This is a genomic window from Aquabacterium sp. G14 (genome assembly GCF_037482285.1).
GTDB lineage: Bacteria > Pseudomonadota > Gammaproteobacteria > Burkholderiales > Burkholderiaceae_C > Aquabacterium.
The window spans coordinates 1-22,690 of the sequence record NZ_JBBEYB010000003.1 but is presented as its reverse complement, the minus strand read 5'-3'; the positions used below and the strand labels follow the sequence as shown (position 1 = coordinate 22,690).

The 22,690-nt window shown below is 64.0% G+C and carries 21 protein-coding genes; 12 read left to right on the top strand and 9 right to left on the bottom strand.

Features of this window, described 5'->3' with window-relative positions; translation table 11 throughout:
- Positions 1 to 86: 86 nt before the first annotated feature.
- Entirely contained in the window at positions 87 to 878 is a 792-nt protein-coding gene (locus tag WIT60_RS04545; protein ID WP_339582765.1) for a PaaX family transcriptional regulator C-terminal domain-containing protein, read from the top strand.
- A 3-nt stretch (positions 879 to 881) separates the two neighbouring features.
- Here WIT60_RS04545 and WIT60_RS04540 read toward each other — a convergent pair whose 3' ends face one another.
- Entirely contained in the window at positions 882 to 1,571 is a 690-nt protein-coding gene (locus WIT60_RS04540) for a glutathione S-transferase family protein (RefSeq protein WP_339582764.1), read from the bottom strand.
- A 101-nt stretch (positions 1,572 to 1,672) separates the two neighbouring features.
- On the opposite strand from WIT60_RS04540, the gene WIT60_RS04535 reads away from it, so the two are divergent.
- Both WIT60_RS04535 and WIT60_RS04530 read left to right on the top strand, forming a co-directional pair.
- Complete coding sequence (locus WIT60_RS04535) at positions 1,673 to 2,551, top strand: universal stress protein (protein WP_339582763.1); 879 nt, start codon at positions 1,673 to 1,675, stop codon at positions 2,549 to 2,551.
- A 93-nt stretch (positions 2,552 to 2,644) separates the two neighbouring features.
- The gene (locus tag WIT60_RS04530; protein WP_339582762.1) at positions 2,645 to 2,917 is read left to right on the top strand and encodes a DUF2789 domain-containing protein; all 273 of its coding nucleotides are present in this window, start codon (positions 2,645 to 2,647) and stop codon (positions 2,915 to 2,917) included.
- On the opposite strand, the gene WIT60_RS04525 is transcribed toward WIT60_RS04530, so the two are convergent.
- The 3 genes from WIT60_RS04525 to WIT60_RS04515 are packed head-to-tail and all read right to left on the bottom strand — an operon-like array spanning position 2,905 to position 7,557.
- Positions 2,905 to 4,329, bottom strand: a complete 1,425-nt coding sequence (locus tag WIT60_RS04525) for an efflux transporter outer membrane subunit (protein WP_339582761.1) — start codon at positions 4,327 to 4,329, stop codon at positions 2,905 to 2,907. The genes WIT60_RS04530 and WIT60_RS04525 overlap by 13 nt on opposite strands.
- 23 nt (positions 4,330 to 4,352) lie before the next feature.
- Positions 4,353 to 6,335, bottom strand: a complete 1,983-nt coding sequence (locus WIT60_RS04520) for a MacB family efflux pump subunit (protein ID WP_339582760.1) — start codon at positions 6,333 to 6,335, stop codon at positions 4,353 to 4,355.
- A 4-nt stretch (positions 6,336 to 6,339) separates the two neighbouring features.
- Positions 6,340 to 7,557 carry an efflux RND transporter periplasmic adaptor subunit gene (locus WIT60_RS04515; RefSeq protein WP_339582759.1) on the bottom strand — a complete coding sequence of 406 codons (1,218 nt, stop codon included), beginning with the start codon at positions 7,555 to 7,557 and terminating at the stop codon, positions 6,340 to 6,342.
- Between the two features lie 69 nt (positions 7,558 to 7,626).
- On the opposite strand from WIT60_RS04515, the gene WIT60_RS04510 reads away from it, so the two are divergent.
- The gene (locus WIT60_RS04510) at positions 7,627 to 8,376 is read left to right on the top strand and encodes an SDR family oxidoreductase (RefSeq protein WP_339582758.1); all 750 of its coding nucleotides are present in this window, start codon (positions 7,627 to 7,629) and stop codon (positions 8,374 to 8,376) included.
- 148 nt (positions 8,377 to 8,524) lie between these two features.
- Here WIT60_RS04510 and WIT60_RS04505 read toward each other — a convergent pair whose 3' ends face one another.
- On the bottom strand, positions 8,525 to 9,565 hold the full coding sequence (locus WIT60_RS04505; protein ID WP_339582757.1) for an asparaginase: 1,041 nt from the start codon (positions 9,563 to 9,565) through the stop codon (positions 8,525 to 8,527).
- Between the two features lie 98 nt (positions 9,566 to 9,663).
- Here WIT60_RS04505 and lexA point away from each other — a divergent pair, with 98 nt between their 5' ends.
- Positions 9,664 to 10,368 (top strand): transcriptional repressor LexA, encoded by a 705-nt coding sequence (lexA, locus tag WIT60_RS04500; protein WP_339582756.1) that lies wholly within the window; start codon positions 9,664 to 9,666, stop codon positions 10,366 to 10,368.
- Between the two features lie 122 nt (positions 10,369 to 10,490).
- On the top strand, positions 10,491 to 10,811 hold the full coding sequence (locus tag WIT60_RS04495; protein WP_339582755.1) for a hypothetical protein: 321 nt from the start codon (positions 10,491 to 10,493) through the stop codon (positions 10,809 to 10,811).
- Between the two features lie 110 nt (positions 10,812 to 10,921).
- On the opposite strand, the gene phbB is transcribed toward WIT60_RS04495, so the two are convergent.
- From phbB to WIT60_RS04480, 3 genes are read right to left on the bottom strand one after another with little or no spacing between them, the layout of a single operon-like run.
- On the bottom strand, positions 10,922 to 11,659 hold the full coding sequence (gene phbB / locus WIT60_RS04490; RefSeq protein ID WP_339582754.1) for an acetoacetyl-CoA reductase: 738 nt from the start codon (positions 11,657 to 11,659) through the stop codon (positions 10,922 to 10,924).
- Between the two features lie 44 nt (positions 11,660 to 11,703).
- Positions 11,704 to 12,882 carry an acetyl-CoA C-acetyltransferase gene (locus WIT60_RS04485; RefSeq protein WP_339582753.1) on the bottom strand — a complete coding sequence of 393 codons (1,179 nt, stop codon included), beginning with the start codon at positions 12,880 to 12,882 and terminating at the stop codon, positions 11,704 to 11,706.
- 47 nt (positions 12,883 to 12,929) lie between these two features.
- On the bottom strand, positions 12,930 to 14,621 hold the full coding sequence (locus tag WIT60_RS04480) for a PHA/PHB synthase family protein (protein WP_445207658.1): 1,692 nt from the start codon (positions 14,619 to 14,621) through the stop codon (positions 12,930 to 12,932).
- A 397-nt stretch (positions 14,622 to 15,018) separates the two neighbouring features.
- Here WIT60_RS04480 and WIT60_RS04475 point away from each other — a divergent pair, with 397 nt between their 5' ends.
- Positions 15,019 to 15,420 carry a hypothetical protein gene (locus WIT60_RS04475; protein WP_445207649.1) on the top strand — a complete coding sequence of 134 codons (402 nt, stop codon included), beginning with the start codon at positions 15,019 to 15,021 and terminating at the stop codon, positions 15,418 to 15,420.
- Here the strand turns inward: WIT60_RS04475 and pgeF are convergent.
- A complete protein-coding gene (gene pgeF / locus WIT60_RS04470) occupies positions 15,352 to 16,194 on the bottom strand; it encodes a peptidoglycan editing factor PgeF (RefSeq protein WP_445207648.1) in 843 nt (280 codons plus the stop codon). The two genes, WIT60_RS04475 and pgeF, sit on opposite strands and share 69 nt — an antisense overlap.
- A 154-nt stretch (positions 16,195 to 16,348) precedes the next feature.
- Between pgeF and WIT60_RS04465 the strand changes: the two genes are divergently transcribed.
- The 5 genes from WIT60_RS04465 to WIT60_RS04445 form a co-directional block, all read left to right on the top strand.
- Complete coding sequence (locus WIT60_RS04465; RefSeq protein ID WP_339582751.1) at positions 16,349 to 16,858, top strand: chorismate--pyruvate lyase family protein; 510 nt, start codon at positions 16,349 to 16,351, stop codon at positions 16,856 to 16,858.
- Between the two features lie 59 nt (positions 16,859 to 16,917).
- The gene (locus WIT60_RS04460; protein WP_339582750.1) at positions 16,918 to 17,463 is read left to right on the top strand and encodes an NUDIX hydrolase; all 546 of its coding nucleotides are present in this window, start codon (positions 16,918 to 16,920) and stop codon (positions 17,461 to 17,463) included.
- Between the two features lie 21 nt (positions 17,464 to 17,484).
- Entirely contained in the window at positions 17,485 to 19,665 is a 2,181-nt protein-coding gene (locus tag WIT60_RS04455) for a type I secretion system permease/ATPase (RefSeq protein WP_339582749.1), read from the top strand.
- A 19-nt stretch (positions 19,666 to 19,684) separates the two neighbouring features.
- A complete protein-coding gene (locus tag WIT60_RS04450) occupies positions 19,685 to 21,127 on the top strand; it encodes an HlyD family type I secretion periplasmic adaptor subunit (RefSeq protein WP_339582748.1) in 1,443 nt (480 codons plus the stop codon).
- A gap of 287 nt (positions 21,128 to 21,414) precedes the next feature.
- A partial coding sequence (locus WIT60_RS04445) for an Ig-like domain-containing protein (protein ID WP_339582747.1) occupies positions 21,415 to 22,690 on the top strand: 1,276 nt, incomplete at its 3' end.

The window sequence follows — 22,690 nt, the reverse complement described above, 5'->3', positions numbered from 1 at the left end:
CCGCGTTTACCGCATACAGCTCCACCAATCACAGAACGTATGATGTGCGCCATCCCTTGCATGGGCGTTTTTTGCATACCGTTTTCATGTCTTCTCCCGCACCCAAATCCCTGATTCTCAATTTGATGCGCGCCGCCGAAGGCCGCCCGGTCACCGCCGCCGACGCGGTGACGTCAGCCGCACTCTTTGGCATCCGCGAAAACAGCGTGCGCGTCACCCTCGTTCGCCTGGCGGCTGCGGGTTTGATTGAATCGGCAGGCCGGGGCACCTACAAACTCGGACCACAAGCAGCCGATCTGGCACATGACCTCTCGGGCTGGCGCCACAGTGAGGAGCGCGTCATCGACTGGTCCGGAGCATGGATCATGGTCAGCACTGGCGCACTGGGCCGCAGCGACCGTGTGGCGCTGCGCCGCCGCGACCGCGCCCTGGCCTTGCTCGGGTTCAAGGCCCTGGACAGCGGCCTGTATGTCCGCCCCGACAACCTCAAAGGTCGCAGCGCAGGCGCACGCGAGCGCCTGCGCCGGCTCGGGCTCGAAAGCACGGCACCTGTGTTCACCGCCACCGATCTGGATGCCGAACTCGACGCCAAGGCGCGCGACTTGTGGCAAGGCGAGGCTTTGACACAGGGCTATCTCCAGACGCGCCAGAAGCTGGAAAACTGGCTGAGCCGATGGCAGGATCTGGAGCTGGAAGTGGCAGCACGCGAGTGCTATTTGCTGGGTAATGAAGCCATTCGCCAGCTGATCTTTGACCCCCTGCTGCCCGACCCCTTGGTGGACCGGCAGGTACGGCGCGAATTCACGCAAAGCGTGCTGACTTTCGACCAGACCGGCCACGAAATCTGGCGAAAGCTCTTGCCCTCGATGAGCCTGTGATGCTCAGCTCGACATGATGACGGGTCCACCCTTGGCCAGTGCACGCTGGTAGGCTGGGCGCGCTTCCATCTTGCGCGCGTAGGCGGCAATTGCCGGGCACCGCGCGGCCTGGTCTCCACGGGCCATCAGTGCCGACACGGCAAAACTCATCTGCACATCCGCCAGGGTGAATCGCTCGCCCGCGAACCAGGCGTTCTGGCTCAGGTGAGACTCTATGAACGCTGTCGCACCCGCCACATTGGGATCGATCAGGCGATCCTGCACCTGCTTGCACAGCGCGCGGGCAATGGGACGCACGAAAAACGGCATGGGCTGCTTGGGGATGGTCATGAACACCAGCTTCATCACCAGCCAGTTCATGAGGGAGCCCTCTGCAAAATGCATCCAGTAGCGACATTGCAGATGTTCTGGCGTGCCAGGCTGGGTCGGAACGGGGGCGTCCGCGTGCGCAGCCTGCTGACCATAGCGCTCCATGAGGTATTCCAGGATCGCCCCGGATTCGGCCACGACCAGATCACCGTCGGTGATCACTGGCGCCTTGCCCATCGGGTGAACCTGTTTGAGGGCCGCCGGCGCCAAGCGGGTTTTGGGGTCGCGTTGATAAACTTTGAGCTCATAAGGCAGGCCCAGCTCTTCCAGCAGCCACAGCACCCGCTGTGAGCGCGACATTTCAAGGTGGTGTACGGTGATCATGCCCCGCAGCATAGCCGGCCCGGATTCATGACGATGCCGAAGGGTTTTTGCAACGCACTGTCATACCCCGAAGCATGGCACAGCCACCTACAATTTCGGACATGTTTCAGCCTGCGCTCACGATGAACACCGTTTTGGCCTGCGTCCATGCGCAAGGCCACCCCTCGGCAGTGTGTGACGGCGCCACCTGGGCGGCCCGCCGCCTGCACGCACCCTTGAACTTTCTGCAGGTGATCGACGAGGGGGAGGCGCACACCGGCGAAACCCGCTTCAGCGATCTCACTGGCTACGACACAGGCCCCACGCGCACGCAGGCGCTGGACGCCATGCCCGGCTCTCACATCATCGGTGGGCAATCTCACAGCCAGCAACTGCTTGAAGGCGTGCGCGCACGCGCCTTGCATCTGGGCCACACCATGGTGGAACTCAGCCTGCGCCAAGGTCAACTCACTGACGCCCTGCTCGACTTGAGCGAAGAAATCCGGCTCGTGGTGATGGGGCTGCACTCGCATCACCTGGATGCCCCCTGGCGCCAGGGAGATCACCACGTAGAACAGGCTCTGCGCACCGTGCAACAGCCGATGCTCGTGGTCACGCGCTCCCATTTCACGCCGCCCACGGCCTTTGCCCTGGCTTATCACGGCGGCCCAGAATCACTGGCCCTGGTCGATGCTGTGGCCGAATGCGAACTGCTGCAGGGCATGCCCTGTCATCTGGTGCATGTGGGTAACCGTACCGCAGACCTGCAGGCAGAGATGACCCAAGCCGCCCAGCGTCTGGCGGACGCGGGATTCAGCACCCACCTCGTGGTCGAATCTGGCGATGTGGCCCAGGTCATGGCTCGGCACCTCACGATTCAGCAACTGCCGCTGCTGGTGATGAGCGCCTTCACCCACGACGGTTGGCGCCAGAAACTGCTCGGCACCACCACATCGACCCTGCTGCGCCGCACCCCGGCCAGTGTGCTCGTGCTGCGCTGACGTTTGCTCACACCTTGCGCAGGGTTTCGGGTTGACGCTCAGCAGCCCATCGCAGTACAAAGAACGCATCCGCCACGCACAGGAGGTGCCGAGATGGACACAGCTGTTCACACCATCAGTGACCTGTTTCGCCAACTGGGTTTGCCCGACACACGCGCCGATGTCTCCCGCTTCATTGCCGTGCATCGCCCTTTGCCACCGGAGGTGACATTGGCTGAAGCCTCATTCTGGCGCCCGGAACAAGCTCGTTTTCTGCGTGAAGAGCTACAGGACGATGCCGACTGGGCCGAGTTGATCGACACGCTTGACGCCAGCCTGCGCCACCCGGGGCCTCAGCCCGGACATGCCTATCCTCAGTCGCCCTGAGCCGGTGCGGCAGCCAGTCCACCCCCCAGAGCCTGGTACAAGGTGGCCAGCGCATTGAGCCGGTTCAGACGGTTTTGCGCCAGGTTGTTTTCGGCCTGGCGTTGCGTCTCCTGCGCGTCCAGCCAAGTTTTGAGGGCTGTGGCGCCAGCACGGTAGCGCACTTCAGCCAGACGCTCAGAAGTTTGCGCGGCCTTCAGCGCCTCGACGAGGCGTTCGCCTTGGGTCTCGTATTGCACCCGCGCGGACAGGGCGTCTTCCACGTCGGCCAGCGCCTCGTACCAGGTCTGGCGGTAGCCGCGCACAGCGATCTCGTGGTCGGCCTCGGAAATCGCCACGCTGCGCGACATGTCACGCCACTGCACGAAGGGCAGCAGCAAGCCAGCCCCCAGAGTGCCGACCGGGTCACGCACCACGTCGGACAAGGCGGTGCTGCTGCCGCCCACGCTGCCGGTGAGGGTCAGCGCAGGGTAGAAGCTGGCGCGGGTGGCGTCCACATTGGCCAGACTCTTGCGCAGGCGCAGTTCTGCCGCACGCAGATCGGGTCGACGGTTGAGCATCGACGCCGGCAGTCCGGCGGCCACCGTGGGCAAAGCCCCTTCCGGCAAGCGCATGGCTTCGTTGAGCGCGACACCGGGTGGGCCATCGAACAAGATGGCCAGGGCATTGCGCGCCTGCACACGCTGCTGCAGCCACTGCGTGTGGTTGGCCTCTTGGGCCGCCAGAGACTGCGTGGCCTGCGCCACCTCCAGGCCCGACACACTGCCGGCACGGTACTGCCCCAGCACCAGTTGGAGGGTCTGGCGAGCATAAGCGATGCTTTGCTCGCTGGCGGCCACGCGCTGGTTCAGATAGGCCACCTGCCAGTACTGGCTGGCCACCGTGCCCACCAGGGCCATGGCAGCAGCCTGGCGGTCTTGCTCGGTGGCCTGGGCTTCCCACTCGGCCGCGTCACGCAGCGAGCCGAGGCGATTCCACAAGTCCACCTCCCAACTGGCACTGGCGGTCAAGGATTGGTTGCGCGACGTCGGGCCACCGTCGATCGCTTGAGAGGCATTGGTGTTGGCGCGCACGCTGACGCTGGGCAGCCGGTCGCTGGCCGCCTGGCCGGCCACCAACTGGGCCCGACGCACCTTGATGGCCGCCTGCGCCAGGTTGTTGTTGCGCGCGAGCGCCTGCTCGATCAGCTGGGTCAGGTTCGGGTCGTTCAGTTCCGGCCACCAGGGGCTGAGCGTGGCTGTGCTGGTCTGCGCGCCGCCCTGCCCTTGCTGCCAGGTGCCCGGCACCTGCAAGTCGGCTTGGGGCAGATCGCCACGCATGGCGCAGCCGCTCAAGGCCAGCGCAGCCACCAGGGCGAGCAAGGCTGACGGCACGCGGTGCCCGGCAGGATGGGTATGCTTCGATACGGAATTCATGGTCATGTTCTTGGCTGCCACGTTCACTGCCTCGACAAGGCATCAACGGGATCGAGTCGGGCTGCGTTGCGTGCCGGCAGGAAGCCGAACACCACGCCGATCAGGGACGACACCCCGAAGGCGGCCACGATGGAGCTCACGGAATACACCATCTGGAAGGTGCCACCGATCTGGGCAAACACCGCGCCGATGCCCAGCGCCAGGCCAATCCCCAGGATGCCGCCCAGCAGACACACCAGCACCGCCTCGATGAGGAACTGGCGCAGGATGTCGCTCTGGCGCGCACCCACCGCCATGCGCACCCCGATCTCCTGGGTGCGCTCGGTCACCGATACCAGCATGATGTTCATCACGCCAATACCGCCCACGATCAGCGAGATCACCGCGATCGACGAGATCAGCAGCGTCATGGTCTGCGTGGTGCTTTCGATGGTCTGGCGGATGCTGTCGCTGTTGCGCACGAAGAAGTCCTTCGTGCCGTGGCGCTGAGTCAGAAGCTTGACGATGCCCTGCTCGGCCGCCGCAGACGGTGCCGTGTCGCTGATGCGCACCGTGATGCTGCGCAGGTGTTGCTGCCCTAACATGCGCCGCATCACCGTCGTGTAGGGCACCCACACGTTCAGGTTGTCGCTGACCATGAAGCCGCTTTCCTGCGGCGCGGTCACACCCACCACGCGCACCGGCACGCTCCCCAGAAAGATCACCTCGCCCACCGGGTTCTCGTCCGGCTTGAACAAGGCCTTGGCCGTGTTCGGGTCGATCACCGCCTCCTGGGTCTGGCGGCGCACGCCGCTGGCGTCAAACGCCTGCCCGTTCGCCAGCGTGTAGCCCTTGACGCGGAAGAATTGGTCGCCCACGCCATTGATATTGGCCGAGGCCTCCACATTGCCGCGGCGCAGCGTCACGCTGGTGTTCACGCTGGGCGTGGCGCTGTCCACAAAGTTCAGGTTGGCCAGCGCGTCCGCATCGGCCGGCACCAGGGTGCGGATGCGTCCTGCGGTCCGGTCGCCAAAGTTCTGCCCGGGGAACACGTCGATGGTGTTCGTCCCCATCGCGCTGATGTCCTTGAGGATGCGCTGGCGTGAGCCCTCGCCCAGGGCCACCATCGACACCACCGAGGCAATGCCGATGATGATGCCCAGCATGGTCAGCAGCGTGCGCAGACGGTGGCCCGCCATCGCGCGCAAGGCCATGGTGAAGGCCTCGGTGAAGCGGTCCCAGTTGGCGCGCCAGGGGTGGGGTGTGGCCTGCTCACGGACGCGCTTGACCGCGCTCGGTTGATCGCCTCCGGCCTGGCGACGATCGGCGACCACCTCACCGTCTGACACCTCGATGATGCGCTGCGCGTGGGCCGCCACCTTGGGGTCGTGGGTCACGATGATGACCGTGTGCCCGTCGGCATGCAGCTCACGCAGGATGCGCATCACCTCGTCGCCACTGGCCGTATCGAGCGCGCCCGTGGGCTCGTCGGCCAGGATGACGTCCCCTCCGTTCATCAGGGCGCGCGCAATGCTGACGCGCTGCTGCTGGCCGCCGGACAGCTGGCCCGGCTTGTGCTCGATGCGCTCGCCCAGGCCCAGACGGCCGAGCAAGGCGGCAGCGCGGGTGTGGCGGTCGGTGGTGTTGTGGCCCGCGTAGATGGCGGGAATCTCGACGTTGCCCAGCGCACTGAGATCACTCAGCAGGTGGTAGCGCTGGAAGATGAAGCCGAAATGCTCGCGGCGCAGGCGCGCCAGTTCGTCGGGCGGCAGGTCGCCCGTGGCCTGGCCCGCCACTTTGTAAACGCCTCGGCTGGGCCGGTCCAGGCAACCGAGGATGTTCATCAAGGTGGACTTGCCTGAACCCGAGGCGCCGATGATGGCGACCATCTCGCCGGCCTCGATGCGCAGGTTGACCCCCTTGAGCACGGCCACCGTGCCCTCACCGGACGGGAACTCCCGCCACAGGTCCTGCACTTCCAGCAAGACGGGCTGGGCCTTCGGGCCGATGGACTGCGATTCACTCATGGCGTCAGAACATCCGTGGCATGCGGCCTGCGCCGGAGCCACCCGCCCCATTGGCACCGCCCTCACCCACCACCACCTTCTCACCGGCCTTCAGGCCTTCGAGCACCTGGGCCTGCACACGGTTGTTCAGGCCCACCTTGACTTGGCGCGTGCTCACCTGCGCGTCCTTGCCTTCGCCTTCGAGCACCCGCACCTCGTAAGTACCCAGCTTGCGGTCGCGCTGGCCCAAGGCGGTTGCCGGAATCACCAGGGCCTTGTCTGCGCGGTTGAGCACCACGAACACCTGGGTCGTCATCGCCACCCGCAACTTGCCCTCGGGGTTGTCCACGTCAAACAGGCCGTTGTAGTAGATGGCATTGGTGGTGGACGACGCCGTGGTGGTCTTGGTGTCGGTCTGCTCCGACTCGGGTACGGGCTCGATGGCCCGCAACTTGGCCTCGTAGCGGCGCTGAGGCTCACCGAGGATGGTGAAGTACACCGGCAAGCCCGGCTTCACGCGCACCACGTCCGCCTCGGAAATCTGCGCCTTGATCTGGACCTTGTCCAGCTTGGCCAGCTTGATGATGGTGGGCGCCGACTGCATCGCGTTCACGGTGCGCCCTTCTTCGGCCACCACCGCCACCACCACGCCATCAATCGGCGCCATGATGCGGGTGTAGCCCAGGTTGACCCGTGCGGTGTCCACCGAGATGTTGGCCTGACGGATCTGCGCATCCAGGGCGGCGATCTCGGCACGGGTGGTTGCCAGTGTGGCCTCGGCATCGTCCAGATCGGCCTTGGAGCCCGCATCCAGTTGGAACAATTCCTTCTTGCGCTGATAACTCAACTCGGCCTGGCGCAATTGGGCATGACGTGCCTGGCGCTGAGCACTCAGCAGCGACACCTGGGCTTCGGCATTGCGCAGGGTGTTGGTCTGCGTGGTGGAGTCGATCTCGGCCACCAGTTGACCCTTGCTGACCCGGTCACCCAGGGCCACATGCAGGCGCTTGATCTGGCCCGAGACCTGGGCGCCCACACTGACCTCCTGCGAGGCCTCGATGGTGCCGCTGGCGAGCACCGTGTCTTCGATGTCGTCGATCGTGGCCTCGGCCGTGATGACCTGGGGCGCACTGGGAGGTTTGAAATACACCGATTTGATGCCCCAGCCGGCCGCAGCCAGCAAGACCACCCCCATTGTCAGGCGCCAACCTGACAACCATCGATTGCGTTTTATTGTGCTCATGTTCACAGTGTCTTGGTGGACGGTGTCTCTACTGCGTGCCGCCCGTAAAGGAAATGTAAAGTCAAACCCATGAATGCCGTCACCCTCATCACCGGAGCCAGCCAAGGCATTGGCGCGGCCACCGCGCGCCTGCTGGCTGCACAAGGCCACTCCCTCCTCATTCACTGCGCTCACCGCCTCGATCTCGCGCAAGCGGTGGCAGACGAATGCCTGCAACTGGGTGCGCCGCGTGCCATCATCGCCCAGGCGGACATGGCCTGCGAGGCCGATGTTCTTCAGCTGTTCGCCAAGGCAGACGCCTCTCTGCCACCTTTGACCGGCGTGGTGAACAATGCAGGCATCATCGACCGCACCTCCCGCCTCGACGAGATGAGCGCCGAGCGCATGACGCGGATGTTCTCGGTCAATGTCGTGGGCCCCATGCTTTGCGCCAGAGAGGCAGTCAAGCGAATGTCCAGCCGTCATGGCGGTCGCGGCGGCGTGATCGTCAACGTGTCCAGCAGTGCGGTGCGAACCGGCTCGCCTGCACTGTATGTGGATTACGCTGCCAGCAAGGGCGCCATCGACGTTTTCACCCACGGGCTGGCCAAAGAGGTGGCCGGCGAAGGCGTGCGCGTGTGCGCGGTACGCCCCGGCATCACCGCCACCGCCATCCACGGCACTGGGGGAGAGCCGGACCGAGCCGATCGACTCGGCCCCACACTGCCCATGGGCCGTGCAGCGCACCCTGAAGAGGTGGCACAGGCCATTGTGTGGCTGCTCTCCGATGCTGCCAGCTACACAGCGGGCGCCATTCTGGATGTCACCGGCGGCCGCTGATGCCGCGCGCGCACTGTCATCAGCCTTTCACACCGACCCGACACAATGCACGCTGTTCCGGGGCGTCTGCGATGCACCCGGAGGGAGCAAAGCCTGTCCTGACATGCTGGTCACCACAGTCAGGACAACGCCCACGCCCCCAAACCATTTACGCCATGAACGAGACGCCCAAGAGTGACAGCATGAGTGCCACACGGGCTTGCGCCGCCGTCAGGTGCGGCACCCCCGGCCACTCGTCGCCCTCCCGCGGCAGCACGCCACCTCGAGCCACACGGCTGCTGCGCCACACGGTCACGCCCTGACACGCAGCCTCGCGCAGCGCCTCGGTCAAGCCCGCATGGATGGTGCCGTGCCCGGTGCCAGCCACCACGATGCCACGCAGCGGTCTGGTGGTCGTCTGTGCTTGAGCCAGCATGGCACGCACGATCCAGCCATCGGCATCGGCATGGCTGCAGACGATCTCAACCCGTGGTGGGTCTGCTTCCAGATAACCCCAGCCCCAACGACCGCAACGGTGCCAGACCGACGTCCAGGACTCCTCGGCAGGCTCAGCCGCCCCTGCCCCTTGCGCCCGAAAGCCCAATCTCGACAAAGCCTTGACCACATCCTCCTCGAGCTCCACTGGCTCCCGCTTCAATGTGACCAGTGGGGGCGCATCCCCGCCATCAAAGGCATCGGGGGCGTGGGTGTGCGACTTGCGTACAGCGCCGGCCGACCAGACTCTCCCGTGCATCACGGCCACCACACCTCCCAGACAGCGCTGAGCCGCCTCTTGCACCACCCGCACCGCGTCTCGAAGGTTGGTCGGGCCATCGGCATGAGGCGAGGTCGCAGGAAACATGGCGGCCGTCAACACCACCGGCTTGGCGCCATCGTGCAGTGCCTGAAGCAGGTAAGCGGTTTCTTCCAGCGTATCGGTGCCATGGGTGATCACCACCCCGGCCACCTCGTCACGCTCCAGATGCTCGTGCAAGGCACGCCCCAAGGCCCGCCAGACCGACCAGCTCATGTCCTTGCTGTCCACCTGCGCGACCTGCACCGTTTCGAGCGGCACCCCTTCCAACTCCGGCACAGCTTCGACCAATTGCGACACCGACAGTTGCGCAGCCCGGTAAGCCCATTGCCGCGACGGATCTTGCGCCGTGCCGGCAATGGTGCCCCCGGTTCCCAGAATCACCACCCGCCGCATCGTCGCTCCCAGCCCACAAATAAAATACTGGACAAACAAACAGCCCTGTATAGAATGACAGTCAACGTCGACACCCTCAGTTCAAGGCACGACACACGATGACGAACGATAAACCCAAACTCACGCCACGCCAGCAGCAGATTTTCGAGCTGATTCAGCGTGCCATCGCAAAGACAGGTGCGCCTCCGACGCGTGCCGAGATTGCGGCCGAACTGGGTTTCCGTTCGGCCAATGCTGCCGAAGAACACCTGCAAGCCCTGGCACGCAAAGGGGTCATCGAACTGGTGGGGGGCACCTCGCGCGGCATTCGCCTGAAAGCGGGCACCTTGCGCACCGTGAACGAAACCCGTAAACGGGGCGACACCGAGTCATCGGGCCTGCCCTTCAACCTTCCCCTGCCGGGGCTGGAGCAACTCGTCTTGCCGCTGGTCGGGCGTGTGGCCGCAGGCCACCCCATTCTCGCGCAGGAACACATCGAGCAAAGCTACGCTGTCGAGCCCAGTCTGTTTGCCAAGCGCCCCGATTACCTCTTGCGTGTCCGCGGCATGAGCATGAAAGATGCCGGCATCCTGGATGGCGATCTGCTCGCCGTGGCGCGCACACGCGAAGCACGCAATGGCCAAATCGTTGTGGCTCGCCTGGGCGATGAAGTCACGGTCAAACGCTTTCAGCGGACGCCAAAGGGCATCACCCTGCTGCCAGAGAACCCCGATTTTGAGCCCATCGTGGTGTCCTCCGATCATCCCGATTTCGAGCTCGAAGGACTGGCCGTGGGCCTGATCCGTAACCAACCCCTGAACTGAGACCTTTCTTCCTCACCATGCGGGTGGCGGGCATTCGCATCATCAGGCCGATGATGCAATCCCGCGTGGTGATCCTTCAATGGAATCCTGCCGAACTTCAACGTTGTTTCTGGGAGTTCATCATGATTCATCACCTGGCCCGTGCTTTCCATGTCCGCGAGGCCGTCCTCGCTGATAACGCCAACGACCCACGCCCTGCGACGGCACCATCTGCGCGCCCCATCAAGCCACGCCCCCTCACTCCGTGGCGTGCACCCCAGACGTCTGGCCATGGCACGCGGGCGGCCCAGGTCATCCCATTGCGCAGCGGTGCCGGCACCGCCACCCGAGTGCGCATCAGCACCGACCCCAGCGATGCGCGCCGCACCGTGATTGCCGGGCGTTTTGCCGAGGTCTGCGCGGCGCTCGACCGCCTGGTGCGCGAGCAGGAAGCCGCGGCCTGATACCACCAAGAAAACATCCCGCTGGCATTGCTGCGCAGCGGGATGGTCGTGACACCCTGAACCGGAGGGTGTGGTGAGACGCCCGGTGGTGCCGCACCGGGCCCAGGGGATCAACCCATGTGCAAACCGCCGTTGACCGAGAAGTCAGCGCCGGTGGCAAATCCGGCCTCGTCGCTGGCCACCCAAGAAATCATCGATGCGATCTCATCAGGCGTCCCCAGGCGCTTCACCGGAATGGTGGCGACGATCTTGTCAAGCACGTCCTGACGGATCGAGCGCACCATGTCCGTGCCGATGTAGCCGGGCGACACCGTGTTGACGGTCACGCCCTTGTTGGCCACCTCTTGTGCCAACGCCATGGTGAAGCCATGCATCCCGGCTTTGGCCGCCGAGTAGTTGGTCTGGCCAAACTGACCTTTTTCACCGTTGACCGAGCTGATGTTAACGATGCGGCCCCAACCACGGTCCACCATGTCGTCGATCACCTGCTTGGTGACGTTGAACATGCTGTCCAGGTTGGTGCTGATCACGGCATCCCAGTCGGCCTTGGTCATCTTGCGGAACATGCCGTCACGGGTGATGCCGGCGTTATTCACCAGGATGTCAATCGGGCCATGCTCCGCCTTGGTCTTCTTGAACGCTTCGACCGTCGAGTCCCAATCGGACACATTACCGACCGATGCGTAGAAGGTGTAGCCCAAGGCTTTTTGCTCATCCAACCACTTGGTGTAGTCGCGGCTGGGGCCACAACCGGCGATCACCTTGTGACCGTCACGATGAAGGCGCTGACAAATGGCGGTTCCGATCCCACCCATACCACCAGTGACGTATGCAACTTTTTGAGTCATGTAAGGCTCCTCTTTATGTTTCTATCGCGGGCTGACGCGGCGCCTCAGCGCTCGATGGTCAATGCAACGCCCATGCCACCGCCAATGCACAGCGAGGCAATGCCCTTCTTGGCGTCGCGACGGGCCATTTCATGCAGCAGCGTCACCAGAATGCGGCAGCCTGATGCACCAATGGGGTGACCGATGGCGATGGCGCCCCCGTTGACGTTCACCTTGCTGGTGTCCCAACCCATTTCCTTGTGCACGGCGCAGGCCTGGGCGGCGAAGGCTTCGTTGATCTCCAGCAAGTCGAGCTCGGAAGCCTGCCAACCGGCACGCTCCAGTGCACGACGCGAGGCGGGCACAGGGCCCATGCCCATGTACGCGGGATCCAGGCCGGCGCTGGCGTACGACTTGATGCGACCGAGAACCTTCAGGCCCAGTTGCTGCGCCTTCTCGGCGGTCATCAGCACCACAGCGGCAGCGCCGTCATTGATGCCCGAGGCGTTGCCAGCGGTGACGCTGCCGGCCTTGTCGAAAGCGGGGCGCAGACCGGCCAGGGCTTCGGCGTTGCTCTTGCGGTTCAGGTACTCGTCGGTGTCGAACACCAGCGGATCGCCCTTCTTCTGCGGAATGACCACAGGCACGATCTCGTCCTTGAACTTGCCAGCATCCTGCGCAGCAGCTGCCTTCTGCTGAGAAGCCAGGGCCAGGGCATCCTGCTCTTCACGGCTGATGCCGTACTGCTTGGCCACGTTCTCTGCAGTGATGCCCATGTGGTACTGGTTGTACACGTCCCACAGGCCATCGTTGATCATGGAATCAACCATTTGCCAGTTGCCCATGCGCTGACCGTCACGCGAGTTGGGCACCACGTGGGGCGACAGGCTCATGTTTTCCTGGCCACCGGCGATCACGATCTCTGCATCGCCATCACGGATGGCTTGCACGCCCAGCATCACGGCCTTCAGACCCGAGCCGCAGACCTTGTTGATGGTCATGGCGGGCACACCTTGCGGCAGACCGGCCTTGATGACCGCCTGGCGCGCCGGGTTTTGACCACAGCCGGCCGTCAGTACCTGACCCAGGATGACTTCGCTGATCTGGTCGCCCGACAGACCGGTACGGCGTAGCAGGTCCTTGATCACCACGGCGCCCAGTTCACTGGCCGGGGTTTTGGCCAGGGTGCCCCCAAATTTGCCCACTGCGGTTCGCGCGGCGGCAACGATGACGATGTCAGTCAAGATCTTCTCCTTCAGTCAAGATAGGTGCCCGTTGTGCGGGCACGTTGTCAGGCTTTGCGCAGAACGTATCGTCCTGGCGCAGCTTCAATCGCAGGGTATTTGCGGCTGCCAGCTTGCTTGGGTGCGGCCACCATCGGGCCAGCGTGGTCGCGCAACCAGTCGGCCCACACGGTCCACCAGCTACCCGGTTTCTCTTCTGCGCTGGCCAGCCAGGTGTTGGCGTCAGTCGGCAACTGCTTGACCTTCGCGCCAGTGACCCAGTGGCTGCGCTTCTTCTTAGCGGGCGGGTTGATCACGCCAGCGATGTGACCCGAGGCACCGAGCACGAAGGTGCGCGGGCCGGTGACCACCTGGGTCGAGGCGTAGGCCGACTCCCAGGGCACGATGTGGTCTTCACGCGAGCCGTAGATGAACGTCGGCATGTCCAGACGACGCAGGTCGAGCGGCTCGCCGCACACCGTCACCGCACCGGGCTTGATCAGGTTGTTCTCGAGGTAGGTGTTGCGCAGGTACCAGGCGTAGTAAGGGCCCGGCAGGTTGGTGCTGTCGCTGTTCCAGTAGAGCAGGTCGAACGCCGGGGGCATTTCGCCCTTGAGGTAGTTGCCCACCACATAGTTCCAAACCAGGTCGTTGGGGCGCAGGAAAGCGAAGGTCGAGGCGAGGTCGCCGCCCTTCATCAAGCCACCACCTTGCGGGCTGTCCGGGCCCATGGTCATTTCGCGCATGCGCACCATGGCCTCATCGATGAAGATGTCCAGGATGCCGGTGTGCGCGAAGTCGAGGAAGGACGTCAGCAGGGTCAGGCTGGCGACGGGCTTGCGGCCCTTGGCAGCCAAGGTGGCCAAGGCCACGCCCAACATCGTGCCGCCCACGCAGAAGCCCAGGGCGTTGATCTGCTCGGCACCGGTGATCTCGCGCGTGACCTCGATGGCCTGGATGACACCGTGCTCGATGTAGTCATCCCAGGTCGCCTTGGCCAGACTCTCGTCCGGGTTCACCCAACTGACCATGAACACGCGATGACCTTCGGACAGCAGGTGGCGCACCACCGAGTTGTCGGGCTGAAGGTCAAGGATGTAGTACTTGTTGATGCACGGTGGCACGAACAGGAAGGGCTTGGCGTGCACCTTGTCGGTGATCGGTGCGTACTCGATCAACTGGAAGAAGCTGTTCTCGTACACGACCGTGCCGGGCGTGGTGGCAACGTTCTTGCCGACCTCGAACACACTCTCGTCGGTCATCGACAGGTGGCCCTGGCGGATGTCACCCATCAGATGCTGGATGCCCTGCTGAATGCTTTCGCCCTTGGTCTCGACCGCCTTCTTCAAGGCTTCAGGATTGAGCGCCAGGAAGTTGCTGGGCGACATCGCGGCCGACCACTGCTGGACGGCAAAACGCACGCGCTCACGCGCCTTCTCGGCACCGTTGAGGCTGTCCGCCAAGCGCTGCATGGTCTGCGCGTTGAGCAGGTACATCGAAGCCATGAAGGCGCTGACCGGGCTTTGCGTCCACTCGGGTGCGGCAAAACGGCGGTCGGACACCGTCATGGCTTCAGGCTTGGTGAGCGCCTGGTTCCAAAGCTCGGTGGCGCGCTGGATGTACTCGCTCTGGATGCTCTTGAGGGTGTCGGGCTCGACCTTGAGCGCCGCCAGCGACTTCAAATCGTCGCTGACACTGTGGCCGACGGCCTCGACCGCCTGCTGAACCGGCTGGAGCCCTGGCACATTCAGGCCGGCCATGGGCGACTGCTGCAGCCACGACTGAAAGAGCGTGGGCGAAAAGCCTGGCAACTTGCTCAGCTGGTCGTGCCACTGCGCCTTGAGAGCGTCCAAGTCGACACCGGGCATGCGGAAAGCCGCGCCCATCTGCTCGAAAGCAGAAACGTGAGGGGCTGCTTCGGCGGTGGCCTGGGTGTCTGTGGGCTTCTGGTTCTGTGTGTCGGCCTGGGGGACCGATTTCGCTTTTGCGGTCCCGCGCGTGGCGCGCGGCTTTTGAGGTACAGCCATACATCTCCTGATTTGAACTGGCCACTTGTTCACAACATGATGGCCGAATCATGTGGCGTTATTCTGACGACATCAAAGTGTTGCAAAGACGCCAACTCGACCCATCACGCGGCCCGCCTGGTGGTCCGGCGTGACCGATAGTCCCATCTTGCCTCCATCGATTGCAGCAAGCTCGATGCCAGGCATGCTCGTTTACCCTTGGTTTTCTGATTTATTGAGTACCGCTCCCATGTGGATTGTTGCGATTGCCTGGATGTACGTGGCCATGATGATGGCCGTGGCCGAAGCCACGAGCCCTCAGGGCTCGATGCTCGGTGCCATCATCACTTTCGTGATGTACGGCATCGGCCCCCTGGCGCTGGTCTTGTATTTGTTGGGCACGCCAGCACGTCGGCGCGCACGCCGGGCGAGGGAAGAAGCCGAATGGCGCGCGCAGGTGGCAGCCGAACAAGCCGCAACGGAATCAGCGCAAGCAGATGCTGGCGGCCTGACGACCGGTGATGGCGTCCCGGCGGAACGAAAAGAACCGTGAGGCATCGCTGACGGTACAGTCGCCGCCGCCCTGGATGAGCGTGACGCCTTGCGCCGAGAGAATTTCCCGCGCCAGCCCTGGCAGATCGGCCAACCACTTGCCGGGTGAGCGAGGCACAAAGCACTCTTGCGCCCAAGTCGCCTCGGGGTCTCGACCAAACCCACGCAACACGTCGGCCCCCACTTCGAACTGGCTGGGGCCAATACAGGGGCCTAACCAGGCCTGCAACTCTCCGGGGGCACAGCCAGTGGCCTCGCACAACGCACGCACACCGGTGTGGACGATGCCCTGCCCCGCCATGTCTCCCGCGCCGGCCAGCCCCCGCCATCCGGCATGGAGGGCTGCAACGCCTCGCCCGTCAGGCGCAGCCAGCAAGATCGGCAGGCAGTCAGCCACCATGACCGTGCAGGCCAAGCCACGCTCGGTGGTGAAGGCACCGTCGGCACGAGGCTGAGGTGCGCCAGGAGTCCAGCAGACTCGGGCAGGGTCAGAAGCATCGGGGGTGCGGCTGAGCCGCACCACACGGTTGCCATGCACCTGAGTGAGCCATACCGGATCTGCCTGGAGGATGGCGGCGAATCGCGCTCGGTTATCAGCCACCGCTGCCAGGTCGTCCCCCACATGATCCCCCAGGTTGCACGCGTCATAGGGGGGTTGACTGACGCCGCCCGCACGGGCACTCATGAGCGCGCCCACCCGCTCACCCAGGTTGACCGATGTCCACCCCACAGGCAAGGGCATGGCTGACGAGGCGCTTTCGACACAAGGCGACATGATGGAGGGGGACAAGGGCCGCTATGATCCAGCCCCGATGCTACCTCGCCCTGTCTCCAGTGCTGCCAACGCCTTGAGCGCGTCCTCTGCGTGCCCGCAGCGCCGGCGCGTGTCGTCGTCGGCCACATCGGTCGGCAAGTGGCCCAGGGGCTGCGTGTCCGCATCTTTGCGGCGCTGGCTGCAAGCCCCTGGCTCGCTGACGGCGCGCCTGCGTGCGCACGGCACGGTGACGCTGGTGGTCACGCGGCAAGGAAGACTGCCCTTTTGGCCCCAGGAGCGCTCAGCCCTGGGGGTGCGCCATGGTCATGTCCGAGAGGTGGTGTTGTTGATCAACGGGCGACCGGCGGTGTGGGCGCGCAGCGTGACGCCCTTGGGCGCCGTCAAGGGCCCGTGGCAAGCCATGAAAGGACTCGGCACACGCCCTCTGGCCGAGCTGCTGTTCACGCGACGTCAGGTGCAGCGCGACCCCTTGGTGGGAGAGCGACTGCCGCGACACTCGGCCGAGCGCCAACACATGGTGCGCGAGTGGCAAAAGCTGGGCCTGACGGAGGTCGACCCCGCACCGGTCTGGTGCCGCCGCTCGGTGTTTTGGCGTAACGGCCACCCTGTTCAGGTGATGGAGAGCTTTGCCCCGTGGGTGACCAAACTGTGGACCTCACCTTGAAGCGCGGCTGAGGGCGACTCCGCCCGTGTGCCCAGGGTTTGTTGCCCTACACTGGCTGCATGTTGTTCTCACGTCGAATCGAGCACTGTCAGGTCTGCGGCACCCCGGTCGAGCACAAAGTGCCGGCCGATGACAACCGTGAACGCGCGGTTTGTCCTTCCTGTGGCCACATCCACTACGTCAACCCGCTCAACGTGGTGGGGACGCTACCGGTATGGGGTGAGCAGGTGCTGCTGTGCAAGCGCAACATCGAACCACGCAAGGGCTTCTGGACCCTGCCGGCCGGCTTCATGGAGCTGGGCGAAACCACCGACGAAGGTGCAGCGCGCGAAACCGACGAAGAGGCTGGCGCACGCATCCAGTTGCAAGGTCTTTACAGCGTGCTGAATGTCGTGACCGCTGGTCAGGTGCATTTCTTTTACCGCGCCCGCTTGCTGGACACCGACTTTGCCCCCGGCCCTGAGACCATGGAAGCCCGCCTGTTCCACGAGCACGAGATTCCCTGGGCCGATCTGGCCTTCAGAACCGTGCGAATGACACTGGAGCGCTATTTTGAAGATCGCAAGCGGGGTCAGTTTGACGTCTACTGTGCCGATCTTCGGTGAGTCTGGTTCACACCTTTCGTCATGAACGCACCCCAGGAAAACGTTTCAGCGTCCACCACAACCACGCGCGTGCGTGACGACCTTGTCGGTCCGGATCCCCTGCTCGATTGCCTGGTGGAGGTGGCCCGTCTGCACGGACAGGGGGCGACCCGGGCTTCCTTGTCGGCAGGCCTGCCGCTTCAACCGCAAGAGTCTCTGCCGCTCTCGCTGGCGGAACGCGCAGCATCACGCGCCGGCTTGGCCACTCGGGTGCAACGCCTGGCGTTGGACGAGATCGACGCGCTGACCCTCCCTGCCATCCTGATCCTGCACGGTAACAAGGCCTGTGTGTTGCTGGGCCGAGATGACAGCGAGCACTGGCGCGTGCTGCTGCCAGAAACTGGCCAAGGCGCCGTGACGTTGAGCACCGAGGCTCTCCAGTCTCGTTACAGCGGCGTGGTGCTGTTTGCACGCCCCCATTTCCGCTTTGACGAGCGCACCCCCGAGGTCAAGGCCACCCGTTCGGGGCACTGGTTCTGGGGACCGGTGCTGGCGCAGCGCTTTGTGTACCGCGATGTGCTGTGGGCCGCGCTGCTGATCAACCTGTTTGCGCTGGCCTTTCCCATTTTCTCGATGAACGTGTACGACCGCGTGGTGCCCAATCACGCCACCGAGACGCTGTGGGTGCTGGCCATTGGTGTGACGCTGGTGTTGTGCAGCGACCTGTTCATCCGCCTGCTGCGCAGCCATTTTGTGGACGAGGCCAGCGCCCGCATTGACGTGCAGATTTCGGCAAGCTTGATGGAACGGGTGCTGGGCATGCGCCTGGAGAACCGCCCTCAATCGGTGGGCTCGTTCGCCGCGAACCTGCGGGGCTTCGAGCAAGTGCGGGACTTCATCGCATCCAGCACGGTCACGGCACTGATCGACCTGCCTTTCGCGCTGCTGTTCGTGGTGGTGATGGCCTGGATTTCACCGTGGCTGGTCCTGCCAGTGATCGGGGTGTTCGTGCTGATCCTGGTGTCGGGTTATGTGTTCCAGCATCGTCTGCATGAGCTGTCGCAAAGCTCTTACCAGGCGGCGGCGCAGCGCAACGCCACCTTGATCGAGAGCCTGACGGGCATCGAGACGATCAAGTCCCAGGGGGCAGAGAGTCTGATCCAGTCGCGCTGGGAGCGGGCGAACCAGTACCTCTCGGCGCTGAACGTGAAGATGCGCAGCATGTCGGCCACGGCGATGTACTCCACGGCCACGCTGCAGCAGTTTGTGTCGGTGTGCGTGATCCTGATCGGGGTGTATCTGATCTCGGAGAGGCAGCTGACCATGGGGGGCATGATCGCCGCAACGATGCTGGCGGGTCGAGCCCTGGCGCCTGCGGGTCAGATCGTCGGTCTGTTGATGCAGTACCAGGGGGCCCGCACGGCGATGACCTCACTGGAGCAGATCATGGCGCAGCCTGTCGAGCGTCCTGAGGGCAGCCATTTCATTCAGCGCCCGGAGTTCAAGGGGGAGATCGAGTTCCGCCATGTGTCCTTCGCCTACCCGGGTCAGCAGGGCCATTCGCTGGACGACGTGAGCTTCAAGATCAACCCCGGTGAGCGGGTGGCCCTGATCGGAAAGGTGGGTTCGGGCAAGACGACGCTGCAAAAGCTGATCATGGGGCTGTATCAGCCGACCGCGGGCGCCATCTTGTTCGATGGCATCGACATGCGTCAGCTGGATCCGGCCGACGTGCGGCGCAACCTGGGTTGCGTGTCGCAGGACATCACGCTGTTTTACGGCTCGCTGCGCGAGAACATCACCTTCGGGATGCCTCATGCACGCGACGATGCCATCGTGGCAGCGGCTGACGTCGCCGGGCTGAGCGAGTTCGTGCAGCGGCACCCCCAGGGCTTTGACATGCCGGTGGGCGAACGTGGCGAACTGCTGTCTGGCGGGCAACGTCAGGGCGTGGGCATTGCCCGGGCCGTGTTGCACAACGCACCGCTGCTCTTGCTTGACGAGCCGACCAGCGCGATGGACTTTTCGACGGAAGCCCTGGTGACGCAGCGCATGCAGGCCTTCACAGAAGGCAAGACGGTCGTGCTGGTGACGCACCGGACGTCGATGCTGTCGTTTGTGGACCGCGTGATCGTGGTCGACCAGGGCAAGATCGTGGCCGACGGCCCGCGTGAGCGCATCATGCAGGCGCTGGCAGCCGGTCGCATTTCGCGCGCAGCGTGATCAGGCCAGGAGCACAGAGATGAAAACCTTGCTCAAGATGGGCCAAAAGTTGGTGGACGGGCTGGAGCGCTTGCGTGTTCGCCTGGCACCTTGGACCGACCGCCTTCTGGACCGATTGGGGGGGGCGCGTGTCACGCCGGAAGCGGCCTCGCAGGCAGGGATGCACCCTTTCGAGCTCGAGGCCGACGCGGTGATGTCGCGGGGCGCGACCTTTCGTGCGCAAACGCTGGTGCGCTCTGCCCTGCTGGTCACCGTGCTGCTGATCGTGTGGGCGGCACTGGCCGAGATCGACGAGGTCACCAAGGGCGAGGCGAAGGTGATTCCGTCGCGGCAACTGCAGGTGGTGCAGTCGCTCGATGGTGGTGTGGTGTCGCAGATTCTGGTGAAGGAAGGCGATGTCGTCGAAGCGGGCCAATTGCTGCTGAAGATTGACGAGACCCGGGCTACCTCGGGCGTGCGTGAAAGCGCAGCGCAGGTGTTTGCATTGCAGGTCAAACAGGCACGTCTGAAAGCCTTGGCAGAGGGCACCAGCTTCACGCCACCCGCGGCCGCCATCGATGATGCCGAGGCGCAGCGCATCGTGGATGAAGAGCGGCAACTTTACGATGCCCGGCGCTCGGAGCTGAGCGCGCTGGTGGGCATCAGCGAGCAGCAACTGGCTCAGCGGCGGCAGGAGCTGAGTGAGGCCCGGTTCAAGCGTGAATCAGCTGCACGCAGCCTGGACCTGTCGCAGCAGGAATTGAACAAAACTCGCCCACTGCTGGCCACAGGTGCCGTTTCGGAAGTGGACGTGTTGAGGCTGGAGCGTGACGTGACCCGGGCACGCGGGGACATGGAACAGGCTGGCGCTCAGAGTGCACGAGCGCAGGCCGCGATCTTGGAAGCATCGCGCAAGATCCAGGAAACGGATCTGGCTTTCCGCAATGAGGCTCGCAAGGAATTGTCGGAAGTGTTGGCCCGCTTGAGCGCCTTGAATGAAGGCGCCGTGGCCTTGGCAGACAAGGTGGACAAGTCTCAGGTGAAATCGCCCGTGCGCGGACGGGTGCAACGCTTGTTGGCCAACACCGTAGGAGGGGTGGTGACGCCCGGCAAGGACATTGTTGAGATCGTGCCGCTGGATGATGCCCTGGTGTTGGAGGCCAAGATTGAGCCGCGCGATATTGCTTTCATCCACCCCGGACAAGCCGCCACCGTGAAGTTCAGTGCTTACGATTTCTCGATCTATGGCGGCTTGGATGCAGTGGTGGAGAACATCAGTCCGGACACGGTCACCGACGAGCGCGGGCAGAAAACGTTCTATGTGGTCAGGGTGCGCACCAAGGCCGCCAACTTCAGCGAGAAGATGCCCATCTTGCCGGGCATGACCGCGGAAGTGGACGTTCTGACTGGCAAGAAGACGGTCCTGTCGTACCTGCTGAAACCGGTGCTCAAGGCACATGCATACGCGCTGAGAGAGCGCTGAGTCCGACCAGCACCCCAATGCGCATAGGCGCCCTTTCGAGGGCGCCTTTTGTTTACTTGGTCACGCAAAGTGGTTCGCTGGGCGATCTTTTGCGCCGAGGCTCCATGTAACAGCCCCGCCTGATTGACGAGGGCGGCCACCCCTGTAAGGGACGCAAAGCGCCAAATAGGAGAAAGCACGGCCACAGTCATGAACTGCTTCACGAATCTTCTTCGGTGAGCGCATGAATCGGACCCCTCAAATAAGGTATGCTTGAATTGCTACAAATGTAACATGCAGAGGTCCGCATGTCTGTTTCCACCCCTATTCCCGCCGGCGTCGTCTCGAAAATTGAGGGCTCGGTTCGCGTGATCCGTGCAGGTGGAAAGGCAGCCGGCGTTCTGAAAGTGGGCGATGCTCTGAATCAGGGCGATACCGTGCTGGCATCGGCCGGTGCCAGTCTCCAGTTGACAGAAGCAGACGGTCAGCTGTGGGTCACGCCGGTGGAGGGACTGCCCGCGGATTTGGCATTGAGCGTGGCGGAGGAAAGTGGCGTGGCTGGTGCACGCGCGACCTTGCTCGCGCAAGGGCAGGCCAATCTGGATGAAGCTGTGGCGCGGCTGAATGACGCGGGAGAGGATGACGCGCCTGCGGCCGGACTGGCCGGCGGGGCAGCAGGGGCGCTTGGAGAGGGCTTGCGCGTTGGCCGCGTACAGGAATCGGTGGGTTCTCAAGAGTTTGAGTACGAGACGGCGACACTCGCTGCGCGCACCGAACTGTTGTCTGGTGGCGTGATCAGCGGTGATGCGCCAGGCAATTCAGTGCCGGTGATCGACCCGAACAGCCCGGGCTTCGACCCCGTTGCTGGCAACTACAGCGTCACCACCGAAGAAGACACCGCTGTGTCCGGCCAGGTCGTCGGCTCTGATGCCGATGGCGATGCATTGAGCTACGCCCTGGGCACCGGCCCCGCCAACGGTACCGTCTCGGTCAATGCCAACGGCAGCTGGACTTACACGCCTGCCGCCAATTTCAACGGCTCGGACAGCTTCACCGTCACCGTCTCCGACGGCAAGGGCGGCACCGCCACCGCCACGGTCAACGTCGGCGTGACACCGGCCAACGACGTGCCGGTGATCGATCCAAGCAGCCCGGGCTTCGACCCTGTCGCTGGCAACTACAGCGTCACGACCGAAGAAGACACCGCCGTGTCCGGCCAGGTCGTTGGCTCCGATGCCGATGGCGATGCCCTCACCTATGCCCTGGGCACCGGCCCCGCCAACGGCACTGTCTCGGTCAATGCCAACGGCAGCTGGACCTACACACCTGCCGCCAACTTCAACGGTGCTGACAGCTTCACCGTCACCGTCTCTGACGGCAAGGGTGGCACTGCCACCGCCACGGTCAACGTCGGTGTGACACCGGCCAATGACGTGCCGGTGATCGATCCGAACAGTCCGGGCTTCGACCCCGTCGCTGGCAACTACAGCGTCACGACCGAGGAAGACACCGCTGTGTCCGGTCAGGTCATCGGCTCCGATGCCGATGGCGACGCATTGAGCTACGCCCTGGGCACCGGCCCTG